We start from the raw sequence: 26,865 nt of genomic DNA, 5'->3' as shown, positions 1-26,865 counted from the left end.
ACGAGGGCAAAGGCACGGCGCGGCTTGGCAAGACGCTGGCGATCAATCCTGGGAGCATGTACGAGCAGGGCGTGCTGCAAGGCGCGATCGTCGATCTGGATCGGCGCAAGGGGATTCGTAGCTATACGCTGACGACTGGGTGACGAAAGAACCAAGAACCAAGAACAACGCGACGAGAACCGGGCACTGATTCTCCCCCTCGCCTGCGCACACCGAGCGGGAACGGGACCCGCCAGGGCAGCGCCGGGGTGAGGGCCTTGAACTCCAACCTCGAAATCTTGAAACGTGAGACTCGAAACTTGAAACGTGAGACTTGAAACTCGAAACTCGAAACAGTGAAAGGATAATCACGTGAGTCTGGGCGATTCATCACGTCGTCAGGCATCGGCAATGTCGGCCAGGGAGATCGAGTCGACGTTGTTCCTGCGCAAGGCGACCGGCCTGGTGCGATCCTGGTCGATGTTCGACGCATTCATCTACGCCTTCTTCTCGGTCAACTTAGTCACGCTTGGATTGTACATCATCAGCCAGATGTTCTACCTTGAGGGCGGGCTGATCCCAACGCTGCTGATCAGCGCCGCGCTGATTCTGGCCGAGATCGTGGTCTACGCCGGGCTGATCTCGGTCATGCCCCGCGCTGGCGGCGATTATGTCTGGCAGAGCCGTGTCCTGGGCAGCGGGATCGGCTTTGTGCTGGCGACCTGCGGCTGGTGGTTCATTCTCTGGCTATGGACGCCGCTCTACGCCGATATGCTGCGCCACACGGTCTTCGTGCCGCTGCTTGCGGTGGTAGGAGCCAGGGACGCGACGCTCTGGTTTGCCTGGGACGCCACCGCATGGTTTACGGTCTGCGTCTTGACGCTGGCCTACGTCACGATCGTGATTGCCATGGGCATGAAAACCTACGCCCGCGTGCAGCGCTTCTGCTTCTGGATCGGCAACGCGGGTCTGCTCGTCGTCTGCGCGTTCCTGCTCTTTGGCGACAATGCCGCCTTCCGCGCCGGGCTGGAGGCGAACGCCGCGCGGCTCCTCGGCACCGCGCCGGGCATCTACGACGCGACGATCGCGGCGGGGCAGGCGGCGGGCGCGATCCAGCCGCTATGGAGCAGCAGCCTGGGCGCGATCTTCCTGGCGATGCCCTATATCGTCTTTTTCAATCTCTGGCCCAACTGGGGCGCGACGCTCTACGGCGAGGTCAAGGGCGCTGACGATTTCAAGAAGAACTTTTGGGGCATGGCGCTCGGCCTGCTGGTGACGACTGGCCTGGCGATCCTGCTGTATCTCTCGATCGCCAAAACGATCACCTGGGATTTTTACACCAACGCGAACGCGGCCTACTGGAACTACCGCTGGGGAACCACCGAGACGATGCCGCCGCTGCCGGTCTGGCCCTATCCGGCGCTGCTGGCGATGTTCATGACCACCAATCCGGTGCTCCAGGTGATCGTGCTGCTGGCGATGAGCGCCTGGTTCTTCGGCTGGGCGGGCACGATGTTCCTCTCATCCACGCGGGTCATCTTCGCGGCAGCGTTCGATCGCGTCCTGCCCGAAGCGGTTGCGACGGTCAATCCCCGCACGCGCACGCCAACCTGGGCGCTGGCGCTGATGGTGCTGCCGGGGCTGCTGGTTTCGGCGCTCTTCGTGTGGGATGTCTTCGGCTTCAAGAGCCTGACGCTGGCCTCGACGCTGGTGATCGCGATCACCTACCTGGGATCGACGATCGCCGCGATCCTGCTGCCGTACACCAAGAAAGATCTGTATAACGCCTCGCCGATCGCCAGGTATCACATCGCGGGCATTCCGATCATGACTATCGCGGGCCTGATCTTCGCGGGCTTCCTGCTGTTCCTGCTCTACCAGTGGCTCGTCGATCCCAACCAGCTGTACGGCATCAGCTATCGGAATACCGCATCAGTGATCTTTATGCTAATCTTGTACGGCACGGCCATCGCGATCTACTTCGCCGCGCGCTTTTATCGCCAAAGCCGGGAAGGCATCGATATGAGCATGATCTACAAGGAGATTCCCGTCGAGTAGATCGCGGCGACATGCTGGCTGATCCGTAGGGGCGATCTGGCCGGGTCGCTCCTGCGAGGCCGATCACGATCAATCTAGTGACACGTTGCAGTAGAATGCTATGACTGAATCCAGCGACCATCGGGCTGATATTACCGCCGAAGCCCAGCGGATTATCGCGGTTGCGAACGAGCAGGGCGTGACGCTCCGGCTGCTGGGCGGTCTTGCGATCCGGCTGCACGCGCCAAGCGCGACGCATCGCACACTCGCCCGCTCCTACCCGGATATCGATCTGGCAACGCCGCGCCGCGAGGGCCAGGCCGCCGAGACGCTGCTGAGCGGGCTGGGCTACACGCCCGATAAATCGTTTAACCTGCTCAACGGCGCATCGCGGCTGCTCTTTTACGATCCCGCCTACGAGCGCCAGGTCGATGTCTTCGTCGGCAGCTTTGAGATGTGCCATCGCATCCCGATCACCGAGCGGCTCCAGCTTGAGCCGCTGACGCTGCCGCTGGCCGAGCTGCTGCTGACGAAGCTTCAGATCGTCCAGATCAACGAGAAGGATCTGCGCGACCTGCTTGCGCTGCTGCTCGATCATCCGCTGGGCGCGATAGACCATGAAACGATCAACGTGGCGCACATCAGCGGGCTGTGCGGCAATGACTGGGGCCTGTGGAAAACCGTCACGATTAACCTGGACAAGCTGCGATCCTTCACCAGCAGCTATGAACTGCCTGGTCCAGCCAGGCAGACGATCCAGGAGCGCATCGACGAGCTGCGCCGGAGCCTGGATACCGCGCCCAAATCGCTGAAATGGAAGACGCGCGCGGCGATCGGTGAGCGGATGCGCTGGTATGATCTGCCCGAAGAGGTGCAGCTCCGCAGCCCGTAGCGCAGCATTAAGGCGCATGATCTAAGTTTCGAGTTCAAAGTTCAAAGTTCAAGGTTCAAGATTCTCGCTTGTTCCTTTGTTCTTTGTTCCTTTGTTCTTTGTTCCTTTGTTCATTCATTTGGTGCGCGGTTGGCCGCGTCTCCTTCGGCGTCTATCTGGCTGGTTCGACGTCGTCGGTCCCAATCTGTTTATGCATGGTAGCAGGAAAGAAAGGAGCACAGTATGAGTACCCGGACGAATCACAAACGCTATCTAGTCACGCCGGAACAACAACTCTACCAGTCCTATTCCGTCGACGAAGACCAGATCCGCACCAATGTCCACTACGAACAGCCGCCAGCCTTTTTCTATCGCATCACCGGCGGCGAGTGGAACGTATATTCCTGCAACGTGTGGGATACCGCGACCACCGATACCGCGAGTCAGGCCGCGAAGCTGGACCTGATGGCCCAGCTCATGCAGCTTCAGCCGGGACAGCGCATCCTCGATGTCGGGTGCGGATGGGCCGGGCCGCTGGTGTATCTATGCAAGCAGTATGGGGTGCAGGGCGTGGGGCTGACGCTCTCGCCGATGCAGCAGCGGGCAGCCGAGGAGCGGATCGCAAAACACGGGGTAGACGCTCAGGTTCACGTGTGCCACTGGCAGGAGTATCAGGACGACCGTGGCTTTGACGCGATCTATACCGATGAGGTGATCGTGCATTTCAATAGCCTCGACGGCTTCTTCGGCAAAGCGTATGCCTTGCTCAAGCCCGGTGGACTGATGGTGAACAAGGAGCTGCATTTCGTTCATCCAAACTATATCAAAATGACGCGCGCCGGTGCGTTTGTGAACGACATCTACGGCACGACCGGCAACTACCGCACGCTCGCCGATGAGCTGACGCTGCTCTACAACGCCGGGTTTGAGGCGCAGGCGCTGCGGCAGATCCCGCGCGAGCACTACCACCGCACGCTTGACCGCTGGATCTCGAATATGCGGACCCACCGCAGCGAGCTGGTGGAGCTAGTCGGGACCACGCACTATCGCCGCTTCCACACCTATCTGAAGCTGGCTCATCTGATTATCAAGAACATGACGCTGGATATCGTCGTGGGCCAGAAGCCAAGCAGCGCCACGTAGCGAGTCGGGCGCTGCGCTGAGCGATGCCGGTGTCGAGCGCTCCACCTGTGTGCCGATGATTCTCCGCGAGTCGGTAGCCGTCAAGGTGACAATCACTTCTGCCTGACGCGCTCGTCATCGCGTGTGGCCCGCGAGGGAAGGGCACGCGATGCAGCGGCAGATGGCCTGCCGATCTGAAGCACGGCCATGCCGCCCAGCGTGGTCAGCACAACCATCGTCCAGAGCAGGCGGCGATAGCCGCCGAAGTGTCCCGCCAGCAGCGCGGCGCTGATCGGAGCCAGCGTTCGCGCCATGGTCAGCCAGAAGCTCATCGCGCCGTTGATGCTGCCGTAGTGCGCCGATCCATAGCGCTCGGCCAGCAGCGCCGCCCGCATGATCGTCAGCGTCCCCGACCCCGCGCCGAAGAGCGCGATCGACACCACCGCGCCGGGCGTGGTAGGACTGAGCACCAGCACCACCACGCCTAGCGCCTGCATGCCCATCAGACCGGCGGTGACAACCTGGCGCGGGTAGCGGTCGCCCAGCGGGCCGATGATCAGCCGACCGGCAACCGACATCAGGCCGAACAGCCCGGCGACGCTGGCGGCGCTCGCTGCGGAAACGCCCTGCTCGGTCAGGTAGGGGATCAGATGCACCGTGAGCGCGACCGTGGCAAACGTGCTGACCGCAAACGCCGCCGTGAACCACCAGAAATCGGCCTCGTGGAGCGCCGCCCGAAGCGGCACCTGCGCGTCTGGCGGCTCGGACACGACCGGCACCGACTCGTCCGCCGCGCCTCCGTCGGGGCGTAGACCAAGATCCTCCGGCGAGCGGCGCAGCGCGAGGGCATGCAGCGGGATTGTGATTCCGGCCAGGATGATCGCTAAGATCAGCAGCGCGGCTCGCCAGCCGTACCGGAGCACCAGTTGGGCGCTGAGCGGAATGAACACGAAGCTGGCCCACGCGCCGAAGAAGGTCAGGATTGTGAGCGCGCGGCCTCGCCGCCGCCGAAACCATGTCGCGATCAGGGCAAAGGCCGGCTCATACAGGTTGGTCGCCATCACCAGGCCGATCCCGGCCATGATCAGATAGAAGCTCCACAGCGTCGTCACCTGGGACCAGGCGACCAGCAAGAGGCTACCCAGGCACGAGCCTGCCGTCATCAGCGCGCGCGGCCCGTGCCGGTCGAGCCAGCGACCCACGGGCACCGCCGCGAGGCCGGAGCAGAGCAGCGCCAGCGAGTACGCTCCCGTCAGCGCCTCCCGCGACCAGCCCAGATCGGCCTGCATCGGCGCGATAAAGACCGTGAAGGCATAGTAGAGGATGCCCCACGAGATCACCTCTGTCACCGAGACAGCGCCCAGCAGCACCCAGCCATAGTAGAGGCGACCGCGCCAGAGATGGAGCATCCTATGCATCCTGAAGCACTCCTTGAGCTACTGGCAGCCACATGTCGCCGCCGGGGTAGCGCCGCAGCACGTATCCTTGACATTGGCCTCGCAGCACGTCGCCAGAACGCTGGACGAGCAGCATCCTCCCGACTCAGCGCGGGCTGAGCTTGCCGTGAGCGTAAGCAGTGGAACCTCGCTCGCGGGTGGGCCTAGCGTCACGGCACAGCCCGCGCTATCGGCATCTCCTGAGCAGACGCCGGTTTCCGGCAGCACGAGCTGTACCTGCCGTGCCGCCTCCCAGTCACCGGCAATCGCTGCAACAACCGAGCGTGCCTGCTCATAGCCCGTCAGCAGTAAGAAGGTCGGCGCGCGGCCATAGCTCTTGCTCCCGATGATATAGAAATCCGGCTCAGGATGACTCAGCTCGTCAACACCGTGCGGGCGGACGGTGCCGCAGCTATGAACGTTGGGATCGATCAAGGGAGCCAGCACCACCGGACTTTCGACCGCCGGGTCGAGCGCCAGGCGGAGCTCGCTAAGGATCGACAGGTCAGGGCGAAAGCCGGTCGTGACGATGATTTGATCGACCGGACCTAGCTGATCCTGCTCGCCCACCACCCGCAGCCGCTCTCCTACGCGCTCGATCGCAGTAATCTTGAAGCCGGTGGCTACCTGGACTGTGCCCTGCTCCACGAGATGGCGCACGCGCTGCCCAAGCGCGCCGCGAGCGGGCAACTGATCGAGGTCGCCGCCGCCATAGACCTGCTCGGTTAATCCTCGCCGCAGCACCCAGATTACCCTCGTCGCCGGTGCCCTCTCCGCCAGTGCTGCGAGATCCAGCAGCGCGTTGAAGGCCGACGCGCCACTCCCCGCCACCAGGACCGTCTGGTTGGCATAGCGGTCGCGCTCCGCGCCGAGCACATCGGGAATGCCATAGAAGATCCGATCGGCGGCGGCTCGTTCGCCGCGCGCCGGGACGCCAGAGGCACCCACGGGATTGGGCGATTGGTAGCTGCCTGAGGCGTCGATCACAGCCCTGGCGAGGATCGTCTCCTCAGCGCCGTCGGCGGTGCTGACGCTGACGACAAAGGGAGCGGCCTCGCGCCCCACCGTTTTCATTTTATCAAATCCCTGGCGCGTGATGGTGCGCACGCGGGTGTGCACGCGCAGGTGAGGCCGGATCTGCGGAAGCTCCGCCAGAGGCAGCAGGTAGTGCTCGACCAGCTCACGACCTGTCGGATAGCGATCGGGATTGGGCGCTTTCCAGCCCGCAGCGGTCAAAAGCCGAGACGCCACCCCATCCGTCGCGTAGCTCCAGGGCGTAAAGAGCTGGACGTGCCCCCACTTGAGGACGCTGGCTCCAACAGCGGGACCGGCCTCCAGAATGAGCGGTGTCTCGCCGCGACGTACGAGATGGGCGGCAGCGGCGAGGCCAACCGGACCCGCGCCAATCACGATCACCGGAAGAGTTGAGCGGTCCATACGATTCCTCCATTCGGTATATTGAAGATTATCAATATATGCGACAAAAATAGACAGGGGTCAGGCCAGCATATACTGAGCGGCGTTCCAGATGGATGAGAGTATAGACTATATATTGAAGATTGTCAATATAGTAAAAATAATCCTGCGTTTCATGCGAGGCACGGAGCTATGCCAGCGTGACGGGCAGACTCCGCAGCCGATGCATCAGTGGGCGATCGACATACCGAATCTCCGACGGCTCCACCGCCAGCCGCAGCTCCGGGTAGCGCGCGATCAGCGTGCGCAGCGCGATCTTTCCCTCCAGCCGCGCCAGCGGCGCGCCGAGGCAGAAGTGTATCCCATGTCCAAAGGCGATATGCTTGTTGGGCGTGCGCGTAATGTCGAACGTATCGGGATTGTCGAAGACGCGCTCGTCGCGGTTGGCCGATGCGATCAGTGGCATCACCATCGCGCCCTTCGGGATGGTCACGCCGCTCACCGTAACCTCTTCGACGGTGTAGTTTGGCTTGGTCGAGGCGACGGGGCTGTCGAAGCGCAGGATCTCCTCGACGGCTGAGCCAATCAGCGCTGGCTGCTCGCGCAGGAGCGCAAGCTGATCGGGATGAGTCAGCAGCGTGCGCGTGCCATTGGCGATCAGGTTGATCGTCGTCTCATAGCCCGCCAGCAGCAGCAGCACAACCATCGACACCAGCTCGTCTTCGCTCAACTGCTGGCCCTCGTCTTCGGCCTGGATCAGCGCCGTCAGCAGATCGTCGCGCGGATCGGCCCGCCGCCTGGCGATCAGGTCGCGCATAAACCCGATGATCGCGCGCACGTCGAGATACAGGCGAAACATGTTGCGCACGCTCAGGCTGCGCGTAAAGACTCCGGTCCACTGGCGGAAGGCGGCGCGATCCGCCTCTGGAATGCCGAGCATCTCCGCGATCACCGTCACCGGGATCGGCTGGGCGTAGGCATCCAGCAGATCGACCGTGCCCTGGCGCTCCGCCGTGTCGAGCAGCTCATGGGCCAGCGACTCGATGCGGCCTTCCAGATTTGCGACCGTGCGCGGCGTGAACGCCTGGTGGACGAGATTGCGCAGGCGGCGATGTTCGGGCTCATCCTCGATGATCATGCTCTTAGCCATGGCCGAAAAGACCTTGGGCAAGGGAATCGGCGTGCGGCGGGCCTTGCCGGTTGCGGTGGAGCGGTTACGCACGAAGCGCTTATCCTTGAGCATGCTCAGCGCATCGTCGTAGCGCGCGAGAACATACATATTGATCAGTCGTCCCATTCTGGCCTTGCTGACCGGCGCGTCGCTGCGCATCCAGCGGTAATACGCATACTCATTGCGCAGAAAGTCCGCTGAGTTGATGTTGATCGGCTGTTTGATATTCATGGTGTTTCCCCTTGAACCGCCTGGTTCATGTGATTATGCTACGAGCCGTCAACGGCACAGATTGCAGAGCGCGCTGCTGCAAGCCGCATGCTCGGCGCGTACTATTGACGGGATGCTTATCATGAGAGATAGTTGTCTGGCATCGCCTGGAGTATCAGGCACCATCTATACGGCGCTATCTCTTCAGCTCGGAGGATGTTCATGGCATCACCCACGCCATCGCCGTCAGCGATCCGCTGGCAGGATACAGCACTCCACGTCGCGCGGGCAATTCGTCGCCGCGTGCTTGAGCATGTGATCATCAACAACGGCGGCTACCTGAGCCAGGCGTGCTCGGCTGCCGAGATTCTGGCGACGCTCTACACGCGCATCATGCGCCTGGGGCCAAGCCAGGCACCGCTGATCCCAAAGCCGTTTCCGGGCGTGCCCGGCGCATCCAACCCGCAGGCGTTTACCGGCGCGGACTACCACGGGCCGAAAGGCGCGGCCTTCGATCGCTTCATCGTCTCGCCCGCGCACTATGCGCTGCCGCTGTACGCCGCGCTGATCGAGGTGGATCGTCTGGCCGCCGAGGCGCTGGAGCAGTTCAACAAGGACGGCAGCACCGTCGAGATGATCGGCGCTGAGCACTCGCCCGGCATGGAAGTCACGTCCGGCTCGCTGGGACAGGCGCTCAGCCAGGCGGCTGGTATCGCCCTGGCGCGCAAGCTGCGCGGCGAAACCGGGCGCGTCTGGGTGCTGATGTCTGACGGCGAGTTCCAGTCGGGCCAGACCTGGGAGGCGCTGCAAGTGCTGGCGTTTCATCGTCTGGATAACGTCGGCATCTATGTGGACGTTAACCGGCAGCAGTGCGACGGCAGCATGTCCGACGTGCTCGACATCGAGCCGCTCGACGAGCGGATTCGGGCATTCGGAGCGACGGTCTTTGCCGTGGATGGTCACGATGTCGAGGCGCTCGCCGCGCCTGCCGCCTTGCCGCCCGCCCACAAACCGCTTGTGGTGCTGGCCCAGACCAATCCCTGGCAGGGCATCGACCTGCTCCGGGCGCGCGCGCCGAAGCTGCACTATGTGCGCTTCAGCAGCGCGGAAGAGCGCCAGCGCTTTGCCGATCTCCTCGCGACCATGCCGTAGTACCAGGAGCTTAGAGTTATGAATCTGCTGACTCGTGTCCACGCTCAGAATCTCGTCGACTGGGCGCGTGATAGGCCGGAGGTCGTGGTGCTCTCCGCCGATCTCACCAGCTCGACCGAGATCGATCTTTTTCGCGATACGTATCCTGAGCGCTTCTTTTCGATGGGCATGGCCGAGCAAAATATGATGAGTTTTGCCGGTGGTCTGGCCCGCGAAGGCTTTTTTCCCTTCGTCCACACGTTCGCCGTGTTCCTGTACCGGCGCGCGCTCGATCAAATCTCGATGTCGATCGCCTATCCCAATCTGCCCGTGCGCATGTTTGGATTTTTGCCGGGCATTACCACGCCGGGCGGCGTTACGCACCAGGCGATCGACGATATTGCCACGCTGCGCACGCTGCCCAACATGACGCTGCTGGAATGCGGCGATGCCACCGATGTCGAGACGGTGCTGGATGTCGCGCAGGCGATCGACGGGCCGGTCTATGTGCGCATGCTGCGTGGCGAGATTCCGCGCCTGTTCGATGCCAGCGACGCCATGCGGCTGAACCAGGCCCGTGTGCTGAGCGTCGGAACCGACATCACGCTGCTGTCGAGCGGCATCTGCACCGAAGAGGCCATGCGCGCCACGAGCGTGCTCCAGGCGCGCGGCGTGTCGATTCAGCATCTCCATATTTCCACGCTCAAGCCCTTCGACGATCCGGCCGTGCTCCACGCGCTCGCGCAGCCGCGCTACGGCGTGATCACCATGGAGAACCACAGCGTCACCGGCGGCCTGGGAACGGCGGTGGCCGAGATGATCGCCGAGGCCGGTCTGGCGCGGCGGCTCGTTCGTATTGGACTCAAAGACACCTACGCCCACGGAGCCAGCCGCCCCTACCTGATGCGCGAGTATGGCCTGGATGCTCTGGCGCTGGTCCGTCAGGTCGAGGCGCTGCTCAACACGTCGCTCGACATCGACGAGGACGATCTGGCCGCGATTCGTCTTACGCAGGTGCATAGCGTCGCGAAAGCCGAGGCCCTGTAATGCGTGCCAGCAGCGCGATCAACCTTTCCGGCGAGCGGTTCCGGGTACTCTACCAGCTCACAGGCGATCAGGCCGAGGCCGAGCGTAAAGCGCGCGACATCTGCCTGGAGCAGACGGTCGAGCTGCCCGACGATCTTGTATCCGACCGCGCTATTCGTGACAACATCGTCGGGCGGATCGAGATGCTGCGCGCGCTCGAAACGGAGCGCTTCGAGGCGACGATCAGCTATGCCGTCGAGACGGCTGGGGGTGAGCTGCCGCAACTACTGAATGTAATCTTCGGCAATATCAGCATCAAGCCCGGCATTCGGGTCGAGCGACTCGATCTTCCAGCCAGTCTGCTGGGCATCTTCAACGGGCCGCGCTTTGGACGGGCCGGAATCCGGGCGCTGCTCGGCGTTCCCCGGCGACCGCTGCTGTGTACGGCGCTCAAGCCGATGGGTCGCTCTTCTCGTCAGCTCGCGGATCTAGCCTACCAGTTCGCGCTGGGCGGCATCGACATCATCAAGGATGACCACGGGCTGGCAAATCAGCCGTTCGCGCCGTATCGCGAGCGCGTGCAGTTGTGCGCGGCAGCCGTGGAGCAGGCCAATCACGAGACGGGCCGCGCCTGTATCTACATGGCGAACGTCACCGCCGCCGCCGATCAGGTCGTGGAGCGGGCACGCTTTGCGAAAGAGGCCGGCGCGCGGGCGCTGCTGGTCGCGCCCGGCCTGATCGGGCTGGACTCGATGCGTCTGCTGGCCGACGACGATGCGCTGGCGCTACCGATCATGAGCCATCCCGCGTTTCAAGGCAGCTTCGTCACCAGCCCCGATCAGGGCATCGCGCCCTCGGTGCTCTTTGGGCAGCTTGCGCGTCTGGCGGGCGCGGACGCGACGATCTATCCCAACTATGGCGGGCGCTTCTCCTTTAGCCGCGAGATCTGTCAGAGCATCGCCGAGGGAACGCTGGTGCCGATGGGCACGATCAAGCCGATTCTGCCAACGCCCGGCGGCGGCATGAGCCTGGAGCGCGTTCCTGAGATGCTTGAGCTGTACGGGCGTGACGTGATCTTTCTGATCGGCGGCGGGCTGCTCAAGCATAGCCCCGATATTGTCGAAAACTGCCGCTATTTCCTGAAGATGGTCGAGCAGTAGGCGGAGTTTCAAGTTTCAAGTTCCGAGTTCCGAGTTCTCCCTGGTGTGCCGGGTGCCCCTGCGCGTGCCAGGCGGGTGCCATGCCGGGTGCCCTTTGGGCATGGGCACCCGGTTCTGTTGTTCTTTCGCTGATAGATCTACATTGCGGCGGCTCCGATATTTCGTTATGATCCCGCCTGAGGAGTATCCTATCAGTGCAGGAGCAGGAGTGCATGACACCAATTCGATTAGTTCAGGTTGGGATGGGCGGCTGGGGCCGCGATTGGGCCAAGATGCTGGCGCGGCACACGAGCCTGGCCCAGGTGGTCGCGTGTGTCGATGTGGAGCCGGGCATGCTGCGGCGGCTTCAGAGCGATGTCGGCGTTGCGGCGGGCGCGTGCTTTCCATCGCTGGATGCCGCGCTTGAGGCCACCGACGCCGATGCGGTGCTTGTGACGACGGCGCTCGACGGGCATGTGCCGGTGGCGCTGGCCGCGCTTGAGGCGGGCAAGCATGTGCTGGTGGAAAAGCCGTTCGCGCCGTCGCTGGCCGAGGCGCAGCGGGCGGTCGAGCTGGCGGCGGCCAACGGGCGGGTGCTGATGGTCAGCCAGAACTATCGCTTCTATCCCGCCGCGCAGACCGCCGCAGCGCTGATCCGGGAGGGCGTGCTTGGCCCGATAGGCGCTGTGAGCGTTCAGTTTCGGAAGTACGCCAACACCGAGCCGCCGGGGAATCATCGGCACTATGTGATTCGGCATCCGCTGCTGATGGACATGTCGATCCATCACTTCGACCTGATGCGCTTCGTGCTGAATCAGGAGCCGGAGGTGGTGAGCTGCCACGCCTGGAACCCGCCCTGGAGCAACTTCGGCGATCCGGCGGCGGCGAGCGCCACGATCACCTTCGATGGCGGCGCGGTCGTCAACTATCATGCAAGCTGGGTCAGCACCGCAGAGCCGACCACCTGGGCCGGAGACTGGCAGATCGAGGGAGCGGAGGGCGCGCTCACCTGGACCAGCCGCGACGACAACTCAACCGACGCCGATGCGGTGACGATCCGGCTGCGGGGCAAGCGCCCTCGCCGCGTGCCACAGCCGGATCTGCCATACTGGGATCGCGCGGGCTCGCTTGCCGCGTTTGCTGCGGCGATCCGCGATCGAGCGGAGCCGTCGGCGAGCGGTCGGGATAACCTGGGCAGCCTCGCGCTGATGTTCGCGGCGGTCGAGTCGGCGACGACCGGACAGCCACAGGCCGTTGGAGCATAGACGCCATCCGCCGCGCGGCGGGCTTGACGTATATCGGTAGCAAAAACGGCGGCTCAAGTGGGAGCGCTTGAGCCGCCGCGCCGATCATGCGACGGGCGCAACATCTTCTGGCGACGCTGCAAGCTGATCAAGATAGACTTTATCTTCAACGCGCAGCAGGGATGGATTGAAGAACTGCGCGGTGCAAAAGAGCACGAGCAGCGCGCCCAGCACCACGAACATCGTCCCGACGTTGAAGAAGCCCGCCAGTCCAGCGAAGGCCGTACCCAGCGGAAAGGTAAACTGAGCGATCACCCGACGCACCGCAAAGACGCGGCCTTGCAGCTCACGCGGCGTTTGGGTCTGCCAGATCGCCTGTGAGTGCGCGTTCATCAAAGGGATCATCCCAATGTTCACGCCGATCAGCGCTGCCGTGACGTACAGCAGCGGCGAGAACCCGATCGCGATCATCGCGCTGCCTGAGATAATCATCGGCAGCAGCACGCCATAGACCCGCCGCCGCCTGAGGCCGCCCCAGGTGCTCATGACGATTCCGCCGAGCAGGCCGCCGATGCCGGTTACGGAGCCAAGCAGCGCGATTGCCGTTTCGTAGGTGTAGCCCCGCGCCGCCCAATCGGCTGCCAGATTGAACTTTACGATCAGCGGCTCCAGCACGGCCAGCGGCGCGCCAACGAAATTTGCGACGGTGAAGGTGCCGAGCAGCCACAGCATCGGGCGGCGCTGCCAGATATAGCGCGCGCCCTCCTTGACATCGTCCCACATGCTGGGCCTGGACTGGCCCGCTTCGACCAGCAGATCGGCGCGCTTGGGCGACGGCACATGCAAAAACAGCAGCGTCGCGGAAGCGATCATAAAGGTCAGCACATCCACCCCGATCGCCAGCACCGTGCCATCCTGCAACCAGGCAATCGATGCGCCAAACGGGATGCTGCTATAGCCCTGGCGTGCCAGCGCCGGAAGCCCGATCATCATCGCGGCGAGCGGCGGCGAGAAAATACCGGAGAGCGAGAAGATCGTCTGCATCATGCCGTTTGCCCGTGGCAGGCGCTCCTCAGGCACCAGCATCGCGTAGGACGTGTCGAAGGCGGAATCGTGAAACGTGTTGAAGATCGCCGCCAGGACCAGCACCACCAGCAGGCTCCATAGCTGGAGCGTCTGGCTTAGGATCAGCGCGATCAGCAGCACGCTGAGCAGGCCGCTGCCTAGATCCGAGAGCATGATCGTCAGCTTGCGATCGTGGCGGTCAGCCCACGCTCCGGCAATCGGCGCAAAGATCATCGTGGGAATGCCGAACGCCAGGGTCATCGCCGAGAGCGCAATCGCCAGCGCAGGCTTCTGCTCAGGGCGCGGATACAACACCTGAACGACCCAGATATTGATCGCAAAGAATGTCAGCGCGCTGCCGATCACCGACAGCGATTGGGTACACCAGAGGATCAGAAAGGTCCGCCAGCCATTCGGCGGTGTTTCGTACTGCATGGGCTTGCCCTCGTATCATCGTCAGGCGTCGCGTAACGCCACGTCAAGAAATTCAAGCGAATCGTCGGCAACCACCACATCGATGCGCGCGGCGTTCGTCACGCTCTGGAAGCTGATCAGCACTGCCGGAGCGCCCGCAATCTCGATCTCGCGTTCGGGCAGCGTGCGCATCCTGGGATGACGCTCCCAGAATGCGCGCACTTCGGGCGACGATTGCACAAACATGCGCAGGCTGGAGCTTGTTCCACCGCCGCACGACTCACACCAGACGTGAATGCCCCGCCGCGTTGGATAGGGAGCGCCCAGCTTTCCGCCGGGCACGCCGATGCGGAGCGGCATCGTTCGGCCACAGCCCGCGCACAAGATGCCGCCGTGTGCCAGGCCCTCGCGATACGATCCATAGGCTGCGCTCATGCCGCGCAGCAGCGCCGTCCGAATCTGCCTTGCCCCACCGAACGCATCCCACGAGTCGGTGAACCAGATCGAGGGATCGGCGGACTGGCAGCAGTGCGGGCAGCGCACATCGAGCATGCCCAGCGCCTGATCGTAGGTGCCCACCAGCTTATGCAGGCCACAGATCGGGCACCAGATGCGCGTCTGACGATAGGCGGCGTCATGTACCACACCGAACGGCTCCGCCGCCGAGCGGAGCTGCGTGCTGAGAATACGCCGAAACGCGAGCTTGCCGCGATGCACCCGAACAGCCACAGCGTTCTCCGACAATCCCAGGTGCTCGGCAATCGCGGCGTGCGGCGATTCCTCGATGTACTTCTGCACCAGCACGGCGCGTGTCTCCGCAGGCAGCAGCGCAAGCGCCTGGTCGAGCAGCGTTGCTAGCTCGGCGCGCTCCAGCGCGACCTCAAGATCGAACGGATCGACGACCTGCGCGTCCCAGTCCGTAGCTTGCGGATCGGCGGCGGGCGGCTGCACGAGGTGCGCGCCTTCTCGACGCTGGCTGCGCTGCCAGTGTCGGCACACGTTGCGGGCGATTGCCCAGAGCCAGGCGTGGACCCCTGCCGGATCGACGAGACGATCGCGCAGCCGCCACGCGACCAGCAGCGCTTCCTGAGCTAAGTCTTCGGCGGCGTGTCGATCGCCCGTGAGATGCGCGCACAGCCGTACCAGCCGCGCGTGATCGCTGTCGCTTATGTTATGTAAAACCGTGGCGGTGGAGGAAGTCTGTGTATGCACCAAACCATACCTTTATCTACCAGGAGTTACGAAGTTAACTCAATGGAACTCCTCTATCCGAGAGCGTTTGTATACAGATGCCCGGAGATGTACCAGATCTTACATAGATTTGCTTGAATTTTGCAAACAATACAAACTGCCCCGGCACCAGTCATCAGATCTGGGCCGGGGCAGTTGGATGCGATCGCGGCTAATCTCAGCGCAGCGGTCTGTGCGCTGTCCGGGGCTTCACACCGTCTTGAGCGGCAGAGCGCAGATCGAGCAAGCCCGTCACACCGCTGATCCGGCCAACCACCACGATCGACGTGACACCTGCCGCCGGAGCCTGGACGTTGAGCGTGATCGTGCCATCCCGATCGTCATGGGTACGCCCGCCGCCGAGCGCCACCGCCGAGCCGTCGGCGCGATTGCCCCACACCGAGAGCACCTCGCCCGGCTTGAAGCCGCGCCCGGTCACGCCGAGCACCGTTCCGTGGCGCTCGGCCTGAAGCTCCAGCGGCCCGTCGAGCCGCCTGCCGATCGTCAGAAAGAGCGGATTGCCGAGGTCGAGGCCATCGTCGCGCACCAGGCGCAGCGTCGTCGTCGGGGCCGCACCTGCCACTCGGAAGCGGATCGGCACCACCGTCTGCTCCTGGGGTCGCAGCGCGCCGACCGCGATCGTCAGCGTGCCGCCGCGATCGTCGCGGGCACGAATCCAATCGTCGGCGCGCTGCGGCTGCGCATCCAGCACGTCGAGCACGGCGGGATCGTACGAGAGCCGCGCGCTGCTGGCGCCCGCGCCGCGTCCGGCATTGAAGGCCCGCACGCTGACGGTGACAATCGCTCCGGGGGTCGCGCCGCGTGACGGCAGCGCCGCCTCCGACCAGAGCACGTCAGCAGGTGCGGCGATCGTATCGGGCGGATCGGGCGTGGGCGTGGGGCAGGGATCGGCGATCAGCACCGACGCCTGCACCTGCGCGAGCAGCACACCACTGCTGACCAGATACAGCCGCCCCGTGATCGTGTAGCTGCCGGGCACCGTCGCGTTGCCGCCCGTGATCGTCACCGTGCGCGGGCTGTCAGCGGCGATCGGACCTTCGTAGACCGTCTCCGGCACGCCCGGAGGGCCGCCGCTCTGCGCTACCGTGTGCGTCATGCGGTACTCATCGGTCGTCGCGACCTCGGCGGTCAGCGTGAAATTCGGGATCGTGCTGCCGGTCACGTAGCAGGATTGCAGGCCGCTATAGAACACGCGCTGCGGCGCGGCCTGCGCCGGAATCAGGCTCGTCAGCAGCAGGCTCAGCGCGACGGCCAGCGACAGCCAAAAACGTCGAGGCATACAGGCTCCTTTCGGGACGTGCCGCTACTTCTGTGCGGACGGCAGGAACGTCTGATAGTTGTAGATCGTGAGATACTGCTCGGCCACCGGCGCCTGCACCCGCTCGCCGCTGCGCGCGCGGGCCATCACGCGCTTGTAGATTGCGCGATCGGTCAGATCCGCCGTGTAGGTCCAGCTCGTGCCCGTCACCGTCGCCGCATCCCAGGTCGCGCCGCCGTCCAGGCTGATCTCGACCGCAGCGCCCGCGCTGACGGTGCCGCTGAGCGCGAGCGTTTGGCCCAGCATCCTGGCGCAGGGACCCGGCGCGGCGATCGTCGCGGTGGGAGCGCCCGCGCTGTTGCGGAGATAGGTCGCGCCCCGGCTGCCGTCGGCGATCAGCACGTCGAGGCCGCCATCGCCGTCGAGATCGGTGAGCGTGAGCGTCTCAGGGCGGTAGGCCGCGCTGTAGGGCAGGGGATAGGATTCGTAGGGCGCGAGCGTGCCATCGGGCTGGCCCCGGTAGAGCGTCAGCGCGAGCCAGCCGCTATGCAGCGCGACCACGTCGTTGCGTCCGTCGTGGGTGAGATCGGCGACCGCGACCGACTCCGGAATATGCCAGGCGGTCATCGTCACGGGCACCGAGGCCAGCAGCCGATCGGCCTGCTGCGGAAAGATATTGATATAGGCGTCGGGATCGTTGCCGCCCGCGCCGACGACCAGATCCGCGCGTCCATCGCCGGTGACATCGCCGCTGGCGACCGCATGGGCCGCGAAGTCGCCGTCCTGCGCGCGCCGATGCCCCGTTGAGATCAGCGTATCGGCGGCGAGGGTGTAGAGGCTGACGTGATTGCTGGGATTGCCGGTGCCGCGCAGCGCCGCGAGATCGAGCTGGCCGTCGTGGTTGAGATCGCCGGTCGTCAGATCGGTCGCGCCGCCGTTGGGAAAGAGCGCCGCCCGCGCCGCGCCTAGCGCATGGTCGGCGAGCTGCGGCAGCACGCTCACGGTTCCATCCAGCGTCGTGTAGGCCAGGTCGGTCAAACAATCGGCGTTCAGATCATCGGCCAGCAGCGCCTCGGCGTCAGCGCTCAGTGCGCGCTGGCCTGGCGATGCGAGCGAGCCGTTTGCCGAGGCGGTCGCCAGCGCCAGCCGGTTAGCGGGACGCTGCAACGCGGCCAGGTCGGGGCGCAGATCGCCGGTAAGATCGCCGACGGCGAGCGCCGAAGGGCTGGCGAGCGCGGGCAGCGTTTGGGCGACGGTCAGGCCATCATTCCAGCCAAGACGGAGCAAGCTGGAGTCGGCACCGATCGCCGCAAGACCGGCGCGACCAGCCGAAGCAGCGGCAGATTTTTCAAGTGGGAGCACCGCGTAGGGCTCCAGCACGCCGCTGTTAGCGGAGGCAGAGAGCCGCGCCGAGGAGTCGGACGCGAGATAGGCGGCGGGCATCAGGCCATCGGTGCTTTTGTGGTGGAGCGGGCCGCGCGGCGGTGTTGCCGCTCCCGCCGTGGCGACGGCGAGGAGCGGCAGGATGAACGAGATGATTCGACGCATGAGAGTTCCTTTATTTCCAGGAGTATTAGTAGGAGCAGCCGCTCGTCGGCAGGCGTGACAACGATGGGGCTTTCTTACCGTCATAGATCGCCAGGAGTAATCGCTGCGGACAGCGCTTGACACCGCCGTATTTAATCTGGAGGTGCAGATGCGGGGCGGTCGACCGACCAGTGTTGCCGGAGTAGCCCAGGAGCTGCCCGGTCTTAATGGAGCCGTTCTTTGCCGAGAATCTGCTCAGGTGGCAGTAGACATAGGAGCCACCGTCGCTGGCGTCAATCTGGTACCCGTTGCCGCAGCCGCCGGGCTGGCTGAAGCGGGTCACGCTGCCACCCCGGACGGCGTAGATCCGCGTACCCGTTCCGACGAGCACGTCGATGGCTGGATAATCATGGTGCGGTTTCGTGTACGCGCTACGGCGCGCGGCGCTCCTGGGTAGGGGCAGGGAGTAGCCCTTGGTGCCGCTGCCGCCGCTGCCAGGGTATTCGGCGCCGCCGGTGCCACCATCGCCAGCGGCGTACGCGGTGGCGCTGCTGCCGCTGCTGGAGGCATAGTTCCAATAGACGGTACGCACACCGAACGCGGCGGCACTGGCATAGCCCATCTTCCGCACCGTCGCCTCGGTCAGGTCAAACGTGCGCCCGTGGGCGTACGGCCCGCGATCGATGACTCTCGCCTTGACGATCACGCCATTTTTGCCCTTGAACTTAAGGAGCGTGCCGCAGCGCATCGTCTTGTGCGCAACGCCAACCGTGCTGCGGGTGAGAGTCTGGCCGCAGGCGGTACGGTTGCCCCACAGCCCAGGGCCATATGACGAAGCGTTGGCTTTCCTCCACCTGGCGGCACTTATCGCAGCAACCGGCTCGCTGCCTTGCGCATGACGCCCGCCACTACTCCCCCGCGAATCATCACAGGGGATCTTCAACCTTTGACCGGATCGGATCAGATGCGGGTTCGCGCCGATCACCTGGCGGTTGGCCCTGGCGATGCGCTTCCACGGCACCTGGAAGCGGGCCGCGATCCGGCTCAGCGTGTCGCCGCGCTTGACGGTGTAGGTCGTGCCGCAGCGCGAGGCACAGCGCGCGCCGCTGGTCCCATGCGCTACCGCGCTGTCGTGCTGCTGCTGCGCATGCGTGGCCGCCGAGGTAATCTCCGTCTCCGGCACGTCCCCTTCGATCGCCATGCTCATGGCCTCCGCGCTGCTGGCGCTGCCGTCGGCAACGTCCAGATCGGTGTCGTAGAGGCCGAGCGGATCGGTCCGCGAGATTGGATTGCCGCGCACGTAGCTGTAGCGGTTCAGGCTGCCCGGCGCGGTTTCGTCCGCCGGAAACGGATCGGACGTCAGCCAGGTTGCGGTGATCGGATCGTAGAAGCGGTGGCGCGCATAGAGCAGGCCGCTCGCATCCTGACGATGGCCGGTGTAGCCGTAGCCGCTCGACAGGTTCGCCGCGCTGCTTTCGATCGCGCCCCAATCGCCGTAGCGTGCTGGCGTGCCGCCCTGCGGAGCGCCGCGACTATCGGTGTAGGCGACGTAGCTGCCGAGGCCGTCGGCGTGGGCGAAGCGCGCAACACCGCCCGCCTCGACGCTCAGATGATCGAGGCCCTGCGGCTGCGTCACGAGCCAGGTCTGCGCGCCGTCGGCGCTCGTATGGCCGAGCACGTTCCACTCGTCGCCGTCGTAGAGCGTGCGCTCGCTGCCGAGCAGCGTGCCGTCGGCGGCGCGCTCCTGCTGCACGATCCGGCGGCTCAGCGCGTCGTAGGTCGCGGTCTGCGTGCTGATCGTCGTGCCCGCCGTGTCGAGCAGCGTCACGGTCGTGAGCCTGCCCCGCGCATCGTAGGCGTAGCGCTGCTGGCGCTGGCCGCTCGTGGCGCTGACGCGCTGCCCTGCGGCGTCGTAGCTGAGGGTCGTCGTGCCTGTGCGCGAGTCGCTCAGCTCAAGCAGCCGGTCGGCGGCATCGTAGCGCATCTGCTGCGTCCAGCTCACGCCCGCCTCGGTCGCGCTGACCAAGGTGCGATTGCCCGCCGCGTCGTAGGTGATGCGCTGATCGAGCGCGGTGCTGGTCGGGCCGGAGCGCTGGCTACGGATCATGCGATCGGCGGCATCGTAGCTGTAGGCCGTCTCCTCAAGCGTGATCAGACCGCCCAGCGTCAGCGCCGAGATCCGTTCTTGGACGCGATTGGCGTTGGCGTCGAGCGTGTACTCGTAGGCCGCGAACGCGCCGTTATTGCCCTCGTTGAGCACCGCCGTCAGTCGGCCCGCGCTATCGTAGGCCCAGCGCTGCGCCGAGGCCGGATACGTGAGATCGAGCAGCCGACCGTCGGCGTCGTAGGCGACATCGATCGGATTGCCCAGCCGATCCGTGATCCGCGTCGGCAAGCCGTTGCTGTTGTAGCTCGTCGCCACGGAGCGCCCATCAGGATAGATCGTGGCCGTGCGGCGACCGGCGGCATCGTACTGCCAGCTCACGGTCTGTCCGGCGCTATCGGTGGAGCGCACGGGCCGCCCCAGCAGATCGTAGGCGATCGTCTGCTGCCCGGCGGCGGCGGTACGGGCGATGATCTTGCCGCCGCGATCATAGGCCGTCGTCTCCGTCTCGCCCGTCGACAGCCTCACCGTGACCGGACGATCGAGCGCGTCGTACTTGGTAGTGACGCGCGTGCCATTGGGCCGCTGCTCGATCGTCGGATTATCCGTCGCGTCGTAGCTGGTGGCGGTACGATGGCCGAGCGCATCGATCCGCGCCGTCTGGCGGCCCAGCAGATCGTACTCGGCGCGGGTGCGATGGCCGTTGCCGTCGAGCACCTCGATCGGCGAGCCCGCCGGATCGTAGCGTAGCTGGACCGTCTGGCCCAGCGGATCGACGACGCTGCTCAGCCGATCGGCCTTATCGTAGACCATGCGCGTGATCTGGCCCTTGCCGTCGATCGTCGCCACCAGATTCCCCGCTGCGTCGTACTGCTGGCGCGTCGTGTAACCGAGCGGATCTTTGGTCGCGATCGGACGATTGAGCGCGTCGTACTCGGTGGTCGTCACAAAGCCGCGCGCGTCGGCCTGCGCGATCAGATTATTGGCCGCGTCGTAGATCCGCTTTTGAGTCTCTCCGCCGGGCCGGACGATGCGCGTGACATTGCCGAGCGCATCGTAGGCCGTTGTCGTCGCGTTGCCGAGCGGATCGATCGTGCGGACGGCGCGGCCCAGCAGGTCGTACTCGGTGCGCCAGGCATGCCCCAGCGCATCAATGCGCGCGGTCTGGCGACCCTCGGCGTCGTACGCGAACGTGGTCGTCGCGCCGCGCGGATCGGTGATCGCGGCAACATTTCCGGCGGCGTCGTAGCTCGTGGTCGTCACGCTGCCCAGCGCATCGATCGCTTTGACCGGACGGCCCAGCGGATCGTACTGCGTGCGCGTGCGATGGCCCTTGGGATTGGTGACGATCAGCGGAGCGCCAGCGGCGTCGTAGCTCGTGGTGGTCACGCTGCCGAGCGCATCGGTGGTGGTGATCGCGCGGCCCTCGGCGTCGTACGCGAATGTCGTCGTCGCGCCGCGTGGATCGGTGGTGCGCGCCACCCGGTCGAGCGGATCGTAGGCTGTGGTCGTTGTCGCGCCGTAGGGATCGCGGGTGGCGACCACGCGGCCCAGGCTGTCGTACTGGGTGGTATGGACGTTGCCGCGCGCGTCGATCTCCTGCGTCGGCTGGTTGGCCGCGTTATAGACGAAGCGGCTGACGTTGCCGAGCGGATCGATCATGCGCACCGGATTATCGTTGGCGTCGTACTCGGTGGTCGTCACAAAGCCGCGCGCGTCGGTGACGCGGATCGGATTGCCGACCGCGTCGTAGGTGATGCGTCGGGTCTGGCCGAGCGCGTTCGTCTCGGCGATCACGCGGCCCTCGGCGTCGTACTGCGTGGTCTGCACGCCGCCCAGCGCATCGATCACCCGCGCCACACGTCCGAGCGCATCGTACGCGGTCGTCGTCGTCGCGCCCACGCGATCGGTCGCGGTGCGCTCGCGGCCTTCGGCGTCGTAGGTCCAGGTCTGGGAAAAGCCGCGCGCGTCGATCTGGCGCAGCATGCGACCAGCGGCATCGTAGGTCGTCGCGGTGCGATTGCCGAGGCCATCGGTGACACGAATCGGGCGGTCGCGCGGATCGTACTCGGTGGTCGTCGTCGCGCCGCGCTGATCGGTGCGCGCGATCAAGCGTCCGAGCGCATCGTAGCGGGAGCGGCTGACCGCGCCGGTGCGATCGGTGAGCGTGACAGGCCGATTGCTGGCGTCGTACGTGACCGTCGCGCGCTGGCCGAGCGCATCGATCGTCGCGAGCAGATTGCCGACGGCATCGTACTCGTAGCGCGTGACCCGGCCCAGCGGGTCAGTGCGGCTGCTCAGGCGGCCCAGCGCGTCGTAGCTCACGGTCGTCGTCGCGCCCAGGAGGTCCGTCTCGGCGGTCGGGCGGTCGAGTGCGTCATAGCTGCGGCGCACGGCATTGCCGCGCGCGTCCACGGTGCGAATCTCACGGCCCGCCGCGTCGTACTCGTGCGTGATCACGCGGCCCAGCGGGTCCGTCTCGGTCAGCAGCCGACCCGCCGGATCGTAGGTGTAGCGCCAGGTCGCGCCGGTGCGGTCGGTCTGGGCGATCAACTGCCCGATCGCATCGTAGGCGAAGGTCGTCTCCTGGCCGAGCGCATCGACCACGCGCACGCGGTTGCCAACGCCGTCATAGAAATACTCGGTGACGGCTCCGGTAAAATCCGTCTCGCCGATCAGCCGGTTATTGCCGTCGTAGAACATCTGCCGGGTCGCGCCCAGGCCGTTGGTCTGGCTGATCAGATTGCCGAGCGTATCGTAGGCCAGCCGCTCGACGCTGCCGTCGGCGTGGTCGATGCGCGTCAGCCGGTGCTGCGCGTCGTACTGATAGCGCGTGCGCTGGCCGAGCGCGTCGATCACCGCCGTCTGATCGCCCGCCGCGTCGTACTCATAGGTCGTCGTCGCGCCGCTCGGATCGGTTTCGGTGGCGATCTGGCCGCTGCCGGTGTAGGTGCGGCGCCTGGTCCGGCCCAGCTCGTCGGTTTCGGCCAGGATCAGGCCCTCCGGCGTTGAGCTATAGCTCTGCTGGCCGCCGAGCGCGTTCTGCCTGCGCTGAAGCAGCTCTCCCGCGTACTCATAGCGCGTGGTATGGCCCAGCGGGTCGGTTGCGGTGAGGCGCTGGTTGCGCTCGTTGTAGGTGTAGGTCCAGGTGGCATTCAGCGGATCGGCTTCGGTCAGCAGATTGCCGCGCTCATCGTAGGTGGAGCGCCAGGTCGCGCCGAGCGGGTTGGTGTAGCTCAGCAGCCGATCGTCGGCGTCGTAGGTGTAGCGCTCGGTATTGCCCAGCGCATCCACCCGCTGAAGCAGCCGGTCGCGCTCGTCGTAGGTGTCGGTCAGCGTGCGACCGTTGGCGTCGACGTAGGTCGTGACGCGCGTCCCGGTATCGTAGTTGAAGGTCGTCCAGGTGGTAATGCCCTCGCGCTGGGTCACGACGCGCCCCTCGGCGTCATAGACGTTCTCGACCACCAGGCGTCCGTCGCCGTCGGTGATGCGCGTCAGCCGGTGCAGCGCATCGTAGGCGTAGGTGATCGTCGCGCCGTTGAGATCGGTCACGCTCTGGAGATCGTTTTCGGCGCTGTAGCTGTAGCGCAGCGTGCCGGTCGGGCAGGCGATCGTCGTGATCCGGCCATTGGTCCACGCAACGGCGCAGGTGTGATTCGCGGAGCGGACTGAGGCAAGCTGCGCGCCGGTGTAGCTGGCGGTCAGCGTCGCGCTGTAGCGGTCGGCGATCGTCTGCCAGCGTCCGCTCGCGTCGAAGGTCGTCGTCGTAAAGTCGGCGTCGGTGAGCGTCCAGGCCCCGGTGCTGAGATCGCGGGCCAGCGTCAGATCGAAGCCGTCCTCGGCGATGTAGGTGCCGTTTGGCCGATACTCGATCGTGCCGATGTCGCCATCCGGGTCTTCGGGCTCGGTCGAGACGACCTCGTCAAAGCCGGCCTCGAAGTAGACCTGCTGGCCGTCGTCGCCGACGTAGACCACTGACTCATCCTCGTACCAGAGCAGGCGCTCGTCGTAGGTCGCGGCCCAGCCCGGCCCGAAGCTGCCGATCGTCGCGGTATCCAGGCTGTTGAAGGTCCGGCCAAAGCTCAGCGAGAGGCCAACATCGGGCAGCGTCGCGTCGATCGCCGTCGACGAGAAGTTGCCGGTCGAGGTGTTGACGGGCTCGCCCGCACGACCATTCTTGCCGCGCGTGCCGAGCGTCCGCGCGTGGCGGGGCGGCTTTGGTGCCTGGACAATGTGCTCGCGGACGTTGGTCAGCGTGCTGCCGGATGGAATATAGATGCGATACCACGTCGTACCGTTGAAAAACTGCGCCTCGCCTTTATACCGTCCGGCCTCGGTGAGCGTTTGGGTCTGGCTGTAGCTGTAGCTTTCGCCCGGCGCGAGGCGAATGCCAGCCGCCGTCGGGAAAGGATAGGCCGCGCCCGTCGAGAGCCTGGTCAGGTTAACGCGGAAGGCCGGAACGAAGATCTGACGGCTGCCGGTGTTTTTCACGCTGAACGTCGCCGTGACATCGGTGCCGCGCGCGGAGCGTGGGCTGGGCGCGAACTGCAAGCTCTGGGTCAGGTACAGTTCGTTGCGCCGCGCCACGGCCTCATAGTCGATCGTGAGCTGCGGTCGGACCTCGCCGGTCGTCCCGTCGTGGCAGGGCGAGTCGCCGGGCGCACATTGCGCGGTGGCAAAGCGACCGCCCGCCTGCGTCTCGTCGGCCATAACTACGGCCAGACCCTTTTCCCCGCTCGGCTGGGGATTGGCATACCAGGCCCGCGCGATCGTCGTCACATTGAACGACTTAAAGCCACGGCCCGCGCTGACCGTCGCGCCGATCGGGCTGGGCGTTGCTTCCCAGCCGGGCTGATTCGGCCAGTTCACGTTGGCCTCGATCCAGGGATCGACGGTGCGATGCAGCCGCGTGGAGTAGCTGCCGCCATGATCGTCCTGATACTGGTACAGGCGCAGCGTCGCATTGGTAATATCGGCGGCGGTCACTCCCGCGGGCAGCCAGGGCAGCGTGAACTGAATATAGAGGCGGCGTCGCTCGGTGCTCGTCGGCGCGTTGCCGAGCAGCATGCCATTCTCGCCGTGATGCTGGTCGGTGGCGCTGTCGCTGGATGCGGCATAGGTATCGCCGCTGACCGTGGCGGTGAGTGTCGGATCGAGCACAATGGGATAGACGCGCGCCGGATCGGCCAGCCAGGCGGCGTCGGGCGTGTAGCTCAGCGTGTACGATCCGTCGGCGGCGCGATCAAGGCGCACCTCCACCGCGTGGCTCGTCGTGCCCTGCCGATCGACCATGAACGGCGGCGTGATCGTCCAGGTGGTCCGACCGGCGGCGTCACGGACCACGATCGCCGAGCCGCGCTGATCGAGCGTGCCGCCCTGGACCTGCACCGCGAAGCGCAGGGCGGCATCGGCGGGGGGTGGGCGGCGGAAGATCAGCTCTTCTTTCACGCCTGGCCCGGTCGCGGTGTAGCGTAGATCGGCGCCGGGAAACGCATCGGCGTAGGTGATCGACGGGCCATCGGTGCGGGCCTGGGTCAGATCGGCGTGCTGCGGCGTAAATCCGAGCCTTAGCTGCTCCTGACGAAGCTCGACCAGATGCGCTCCCGATGGCAGCGGATGCGCGTCGGTTGGCGTGGCAAAGCGGAGGTCAAGGTCGGTTCCGGCGACGCGATAGCCCGGCAGCGCCGCATCGGTGCGGGTGAGCGGCTGGAGCGTCGGCGCGTACGCCAACCACTGTCCCAGTGCATCGCGGTAGTGGACCGGCTGGGCATAGATCTGCGCCTGCCACGTGCCGTTGGGCAGGCTGTAAACCTTGCTGGTGGCGGTGCGATACGCGGCGACTTCGACGGGCACGGCAGGCTCCTCGACCGTCGCGACCGAGGTGTTCTGCACCACGCCGGGAAGAAAGATCTGGCTTGGCTCCGTCGTGCGCGGCGGCGGCAGATCGCGCGTCTGCTGGCTGGCCCAGCGCGCACGAAGCTGATCGAGGCGCTTGGCCTGATCGACGGTGACGGAAGCGGCGCTGACGGGATTCTGCCCGACTGACGCTGGCAGCTCGCGGCGGCCTGGGATATTCTGTCGCTGCTGCCAGAAGCGAGCTTCGGCGTCATCCAGGGTTTGGGCAGAGCCCGACGTGACAAACGGGAGGGCGCTCAGAACGTACAGCGCAAGCAGGACGGCGGCAAAGCGACGCGAGGTGTGGTGGCGCATAGCTGACGGATTACCTCATACTCTTTCGCAGGTGGAGAACAGGCATCGAGACGCCAAGGGTTAGACGCATGAATAGATGTGGTGTCGGCACAGGCGGATCGCGAGGAGGAGGATGCTGGCGATGCCGTGGAACAGCCTGAGAACTCGGCTCACAGCCAGCGCGCGGCGGGGCACGGAGAGCGAACGAGATGCGCGGATGGGTAGGGTACGGTCAAGATTCCTTCTCCAATTCGTAAAAATAAATATAGGACTGG

15 protein-coding genes are annotated in these 26,865 nt (G+C 65.2%); 7 read left to right on the top strand and 8 right to left on the bottom strand.

From position 1 onward, the window contains the following. The first annotated feature begins 351 nt into the window (after nt 1-351). The 3 genes from VFZ66_26845 to VFZ66_26835 all read left to right on the top strand — a co-directional run bounded on the left by VFZ66_26845 (nt 352) and on the right by VFZ66_26835 (nt 4,030). On the top strand, nt 352-2,037 hold the full coding sequence (locus VFZ66_26845) for an APC family permease (protein HEX6292832.1): 1,686 nt from the start codon (nt 352-354) through the stop codon (nt 2,035-2,037). Between the two features lie 100 nt (nt 2,038-2,137). Further along, on the top strand, nt 2,138-2,908 hold the full coding sequence (locus tag VFZ66_26840; GenBank protein ID HEX6292831.1) for a nucleotidyltransferase family protein: 771 nt from the start codon (nt 2,138-2,140) through the stop codon (nt 2,906-2,908). 222 nt (nt 2,909-3,130) lie between these two features. Next, complete coding sequence (locus tag VFZ66_26835; GenBank protein ID HEX6292830.1) at nt 3,131-4,030, top strand: class I SAM-dependent methyltransferase; 900 nt, start codon at nt 3,131-3,133, stop codon at nt 4,028-4,030. Between the two features lie 92 nt (nt 4,031-4,122). On the opposite strand, the gene VFZ66_26830 is transcribed toward VFZ66_26835, so the two are convergent. From VFZ66_26830 to VFZ66_26820, 3 genes are all read right to left on the bottom strand, one after another. Continuing rightward, complete coding sequence (locus tag VFZ66_26830; GenBank protein HEX6292829.1) at nt 4,123-5,427, bottom strand: MFS transporter; 1,305 nt, start codon at nt 5,425-5,427, stop codon at nt 4,123-4,125. A gap of 18 nt (nt 5,428-5,445) precedes the next feature. Continuing rightward, nucleotides 5,446-6,882, bottom strand: a complete 1,437-nt coding sequence (locus VFZ66_26825; protein ID HEX6292828.1) for an NAD(P)-binding domain-containing protein — start codon at nt 6,880-6,882, stop codon at nt 5,446-5,448. Nucleotides 6,883-7,051: 169 nt separating this feature from the next. Next, on the bottom strand, nt 7,052-8,263 hold the full coding sequence (locus tag VFZ66_26820) for a cytochrome P450 (protein HEX6292827.1): 1,212 nt from the start codon (nt 8,261-8,263) through the stop codon (nt 7,052-7,054). A 201-nt stretch (nt 8,264-8,464) separates the two neighbouring features. On the opposite strand from VFZ66_26820, the gene VFZ66_26815 reads away from it, so the two are divergent. The 4 genes from VFZ66_26815 (at nt 8,465) to VFZ66_26800 (ending at nt 12,803) form a co-directional block, all read left to right on the top strand. After that, nucleotides 8,465-9,394, top strand: a complete 930-nt coding sequence (locus tag VFZ66_26815; protein HEX6292826.1) for a 1-deoxy-D-xylulose-5-phosphate synthase N-terminal domain-containing protein — start codon at nt 8,465-8,467, stop codon at nt 9,392-9,394. Between the two features lie 18 nt (nt 9,395-9,412). Further along, nucleotides 9,413-10,420 carry a transketolase C-terminal domain-containing protein gene (locus VFZ66_26810; GenBank protein ID HEX6292825.1) on the top strand — a complete coding sequence of 336 codons (1,008 nt, stop codon included), beginning with the start codon at nt 9,413-9,415 and terminating at the stop codon, nt 10,418-10,420. Next, nucleotides 10,420-11,559: a RuBisCO large subunit C-terminal-like domain-containing protein gene (locus tag VFZ66_26805; GenBank protein ID HEX6292824.1), complete on the top strand. Its 1,140-nt coding sequence runs from the start codon at nt 10,420-10,422 to the stop codon at nt 11,557-11,559. The genes VFZ66_26810 and VFZ66_26805 overlap by 1 nt, the downstream gene beginning before the upstream one ends. 212 nt (nt 11,560-11,771) lie before the next feature. Continuing rightward, a complete protein-coding gene (locus VFZ66_26800) occupies nt 11,772-12,803 on the top strand; it encodes a Gfo/Idh/MocA family oxidoreductase (protein HEX6292823.1) in 1,032 nt (343 codons plus the stop codon). Between the two features lie 84 nt (nt 12,804-12,887). Here VFZ66_26800 and VFZ66_26795 read toward each other — a convergent pair whose 3' ends face one another. The 5 genes from VFZ66_26795 to VFZ66_26775 form a co-directional block, all read right to left on the bottom strand. Beyond that, nucleotides 12,888-14,282 carry an MFS transporter gene (locus VFZ66_26795; GenBank protein HEX6292822.1) on the bottom strand — a complete coding sequence of 465 codons (1,395 nt, stop codon included), beginning with the start codon at nt 14,280-14,282 and terminating at the stop codon, nt 12,888-12,890. Between the two features lie 21 nt (nt 14,283-14,303). Then, a complete protein-coding gene (locus VFZ66_26790) occupies nt 14,304-15,473 on the bottom strand; it encodes an RNA polymerase sigma factor (GenBank protein HEX6292821.1) in 1,170 nt (389 codons plus the stop codon). 196 nt (nt 15,474-15,669) lie between these two features. Further along, nucleotides 15,670-16,791: a hypothetical protein gene (locus tag VFZ66_26785; GenBank protein ID HEX6292820.1), complete on the bottom strand. Its 1,122-nt coding sequence runs from the start codon at nt 16,789-16,791 to the stop codon at nt 15,670-15,672. Between the two features lie 24 nt (nt 16,792-16,815). After that, entirely contained in the window at nt 16,816-18,318 is a 1,503-nt protein-coding gene (locus tag VFZ66_26780; GenBank protein HEX6292819.1) for an FG-GAP-like repeat-containing protein, read from the bottom strand. A gap of 25 nt (nt 18,319-18,343) precedes the next feature. Further along, nucleotides 18,344-26,611 carry a DNRLRE domain-containing protein gene (locus tag VFZ66_26775; protein HEX6292818.1) on the bottom strand — a complete coding sequence of 2,756 codons (8,268 nt, stop codon included), beginning with the start codon at nt 26,609-26,611 and terminating at the stop codon, nt 18,344-18,346. Nucleotides 26,612-26,865: the final 254 nt, after the last annotated feature.

The organism is Herpetosiphonaceae bacterium (assembly GCA_036374795.1).
Classification (GTDB): Bacteria; Chloroflexota; Chloroflexia; order Chloroflexales; family Kallotenuaceae; genus LB3-1.
This window is presented reverse-complemented; position numbering and strand designations above follow the sequence as displayed.

Bases quoted from the DNA above. Each gene is read 5' to 3' on its own strand.
- VFZ66_26805 (HEX6292824.1), top strand. From the start codon at position 10,420: ATGCGTGCCAGCAGCGCGATCAACCTTTCCGGCGAGCGGTTCCGGGTA.
- VFZ66_26840 (HEX6292831.1), top strand. From the start codon at position 2,138: ATGACTGAATCCAGCGACCATCGGGCTGATATTACCGCCGAAGCCCAG.
- VFZ66_26785 (HEX6292820.1), bottom strand. From the start codon at position 16,791: ATGCCTCGACGTTTTTGGCTGTCGCTGGCCGTCGCGCTGAGCCTGCTG.
- VFZ66_26780 (HEX6292819.1), bottom strand. From the start codon at position 18,318: ATGCGTCGAATCATCTCGTTCATCCTGCCGCTCCTCGCCGTCGCCACG.
- VFZ66_26810 (HEX6292825.1), top strand. From the start codon at position 9,413: ATGAATCTGCTGACTCGTGTCCACGCTCAGAATCTCGTCGACTGGGCG.
- VFZ66_26815 (HEX6292826.1), top strand. From the start codon at position 8,465: ATGGCATCACCCACGCCATCGCCGTCAGCGATCCGCTGGCAGGATACA.
- VFZ66_26820 (HEX6292827.1), bottom strand. From the start codon at position 8,263: ATGAATATCAAACAGCCGATCAACATCAACTCAGCGGACTTTCTGCGC.
- VFZ66_26775 (HEX6292818.1), bottom strand. From the start codon at position 26,611: ATGCGCCACCACACCTCGCGTCGCTTTGCCGCCGTCCTGCTTGCGCTG.
- VFZ66_26835 (HEX6292830.1), top strand. From the start codon at position 3,131: ATGAGTACCCGGACGAATCACAAACGCTATCTAGTCACGCCGGAACAA.
- VFZ66_26825 (HEX6292828.1), bottom strand. From the start codon at position 6,882: ATGGACCGCTCAACTCTTCCGGTGATCGTGATTGGCGCGGGTCCGGTT.
- VFZ66_26800 (HEX6292823.1), top strand. From the start codon at position 11,772: ATGACACCAATTCGATTAGTTCAGGTTGGGATGGGCGGCTGGGGCCGC.
- VFZ66_26830 (HEX6292829.1), bottom strand. From the start codon at position 5,427: ATGCATAGGATGCTCCATCTCTGGCGCGGTCGCCTCTACTATGGCTGG.
- VFZ66_26795 (HEX6292822.1), bottom strand. From the start codon at position 14,282: ATGCAGTACGAAACACCGCCGAATGGCTGGCGGACCTTTCTGATCCTC.